The organism is Kitasatospora sp. NPDC056531, assembly GCF_042794375.1.
GTDB lineage: Bacteria > Actinomycetota > Actinomycetes > Streptomycetales > Streptomycetaceae > Kitasatospora.
Map to the genome: position 1 here is coordinate 1 of NZ_JBHTTU010000262.1, position 3,080 is coordinate 3,080.

Consider the following 3,080-nt stretch of genomic DNA (forward strand, 5'->3'; position numbering starts at 1 on the left):
GTCCCCGCCGCCGGCGCGGTGCCGTCGACCAGATAGGCGTTGACCGCCTCGCGGATGCAGGCGCTGCGGTCGTACGCGACGTGTCCCTCGCCCTCGCGGGTGAGCAGGACGGCGTTGCCGAGTTCGCCGGTGAGCTTCTCGGACCAGGCGTACGGGGTGGCCGGGTCGCCGGTGGAGCCGACGACCACGATCGGGGTGGTGGCGGTGGACTTGATGGCGTGCGGCTTCTCGGTGGAGCGGAAGGGCCAGACACGGCAGTCCGGGTCGAACAGGGCTGCCATCGGGTCGTGCTTGCTGACCAGCGGGGCCTTGGCGGCGAGGTCGCTGAGGGCGGCCTGCAGCTGGTCGCCGGACGGGACGTCGGTGGCGCCGTCGGCGCAGTGGATGGCGGTGTAGGCGTCCGCCGAGGACTCGTAACGGCCGTCCTTGTCACGGCCGTTGTAGCCGTCCGCGAGGGCGAGCAGGTCGTCGGCCTGACCACGGACCATGGCCCAGCCGAGGGCGTTGCGCAGGCCGCTCCAGGCCTGCTCGCCGCCGTAGAGGCGGCTGATCACGCCGGTCCAGGCGGCGGTGGCGGTGAGGGTGCGGCCCTTGCTGCTCTTGAGCGGCTTGTCCTTGAGCCCGTCGAGGAAGCCGGCGAGCTTCTGCACCGCCTGGTCGGGGTCCTTGCCGAGCGGGCACGGGTTCTTGGCGGCGCAGTCGGCGGCGAAGGCCTTCAGCGAGCGCTCGAAGCCGGCCTGCTGCTCGATGTTGTGCTGGATCAGGGAGGTGGAGGGCGAGGTGGCGCCGTCCAGGACGAGCCGGCCGGCCCGGTCCGGGAACTCCTCGGCGTAGAGCGAGCCGAGGTAGGTGCCGTAGGACATGCCGAGGTAGCTGAGCTTCTGGTCGCCGAGGGCGGCGCGCAGGACGTCCATGTCGCGGGCGGTGTTGCGGGTGCTGACGAAGGGCAGTACCCGGGCGTACTTGGCCTGGCAGGCGTCGGCGAGCTGCTTTCCGTGGTCGGGGCCGGGCTCGTCGGTGTTGAGCCAGTCGTCCCGGGTCTTGTCGTCCAGGCACTTGAGCGGGCTGGTGCCGGCGACGCCGCGCGGGTCGAAGCCGACGATGTCGTAGCGGTCGTGCAGCGGGCCGTCGAAGCGCTTCGGGCCGCCCTTGACCATCTCGACGCCGGAGCCACCCGGGCCACCCGGGTTGAGGACCAGCGAGCCGATCCGCTGGTCCGGCTTGACCGCCGGGTTGCGGACCACGGCGACGTCCAGGGTGCCGGTGCCCGGGGCGGTGTAGTCGAGCGGGACCTTGAGGGTCGAGCACTGCAGCGCCGAGGTGGCGGCCTGCTCGTCGCCGGCCGGGGCGTCCTTGTCCTGGCACGGCGCCCAGGCCAGCTGCTGGCCGTAGAAGGCCTTGAGGGCCGGGTCGTCGGCGCCGGTGGGCTTGACCGTCGGGGTCGGGGTCGGCGTGGCGGTCGCCGTCGCGGAGGCCGAAGGGGTCGCCGGGACCGACGCCGACGCGGAGGTCGAGGAGGAGGCACCACTGGTGCAGCCGGCCAGTAGGGCGACGGCGGTGGCGGCGGAGACGGCGACGGGCAGGGCGCGCCACGAGGTCCGGATGATCATCGAATGCACCGCACACAAATATCACTAGCCAGTCACACTAGTCACATGGGTAGTCCGTATCCACCCGAGCGCCCGTCCGGAACCGGCCCCGAACGCCCGGTCAGTCCCCACCTCGACCACCCGGCCAGGACCCGCCGGCACCTGCCCGAACGAGCCCGCCGCACCCGATTCCGCCGCCCGTCGAACGGTGCCATGCTGACGCCATGACAGATCGCATCGATACCGCTCCCGCCCGTGACTCGGCACAAGCCGGGAGCCGGCGGCGGGAGTTGGCGGCGGCGACGGTGGGGTCCGTGGTCGAGTCCTTCGACTGGAACATCTACGCCGTGCTCGCGCCGTACTTCGCCGCCGACCTCTTCGGCCACGGCAAGGGCGGCGTCAACGGGGTCCTCGGCGCGTACGCCACCTTCGCGGTGGGCTTCGGGGCCCGGCCGGTCGGCTCCTACCTGATCGGGCGGCTCAGCGACACCCGGGGACGGCGGTTCGCGCTCAGCCTCGGCATGGCGGTGATCGCCGCCGCCAGCCTGGGCATCGCCGCGCTGCCCGGGCAGCGGACGATCGGCGCCTGGGCGGCGGTGCTGGCGGTCGCCGCACGGGTGGTGCAGGGGCTCGCGTTCGGCGGCGAGGCGCCCAGCGTCGCCGCGTACGTCACCGAGACCGCCCCGCCGCGGCACCGCTTCGCGTTCAGCTCGGTGTCCTACGGCGGGATCATCCTCGGCTCGCTGCTCTCCTTCGGCGTGCTCACCCTGCTGATCCACACCATCGGCAAGTCCGGTCTGGAGAGCGGCGGTTGGCGCTGGGGCTTCGTGGTCGCCGCACTGCTCGGCCTGGGCGCGGTGTGGGTGCGGCGGGCGGCGCCGGAGAGCGCCGAGTTCCACCGCGCCCGCGCGCGGGCCGAGGCGGGCGGGCGCCCGCCGTTCCTGCGGATGCTCGGTGAGCACCGCTGGGCGGTGCTCACCGTCTTCCTCAACACCCTCGGCGGCACGGTCGGTTACTACTTCGCCCTGGTCTACCTGCCGCAGTACGCCGCCGCCTACCACGTGATCGACAAGGAGCAGGCGGCCTCCTTCATGACCGTGGTGCTGGGCGTGGTGCTGGTCACCATGCTGCTCACCGGCGCGGCCGCGGACCGCTTCGGCCTGCTGCCGGTGGCCCGGCTCGGCTTCTGGCTGCCGATCCCGCTGGTCGGGATCCTGCTGGCCGGGCTGCGCGCGGGCTGGCTGCCGTTCCAGGTCGTGGCCGTGCTGCTGGGGATGCTGGTGGCGACGGTGCTCGGCACGCTCAACGTCTTCACCGGCCTGCTGTTCCCGACCGAGGTCAGGGCGGTCGGACTCGGTGTCGTCAACGCGGCCACCATCGCCGCGTTCGGCGGCACCTTCCCGCTGCTCGCCGAGTGGCTGGGCCACCACAACGGGCTCGGCGTGATCCCCGGCTACGTCACGGTCTGCACGGCGGGACCGGCGTTGGCCG

2 protein-coding genes are annotated in these 3,080 nt (G+C 72.8%); one reads left to right on the forward strand and one right to left on the reverse strand.

Features of this window, described 5'->3' with window-relative positions:
- Positions 1-1,610 (reverse strand): alpha/beta hydrolase (locus ACFQ87_RS45345; RefSeq protein WP_380616900.1); only part of this gene is annotated, 1,610 nt, incomplete at its 3' end.
- A 203-nt stretch (positions 1,611-1,813) separates the two neighbouring features.
- Here ACFQ87_RS45345 and ACFQ87_RS45350 point away from each other — a divergent pair.
- Positions 1,814-3,080 (forward strand): MFS transporter (locus ACFQ87_RS45350; protein WP_380616901.1); only part of this gene is annotated, 1,267 nt, incomplete at its 3' end.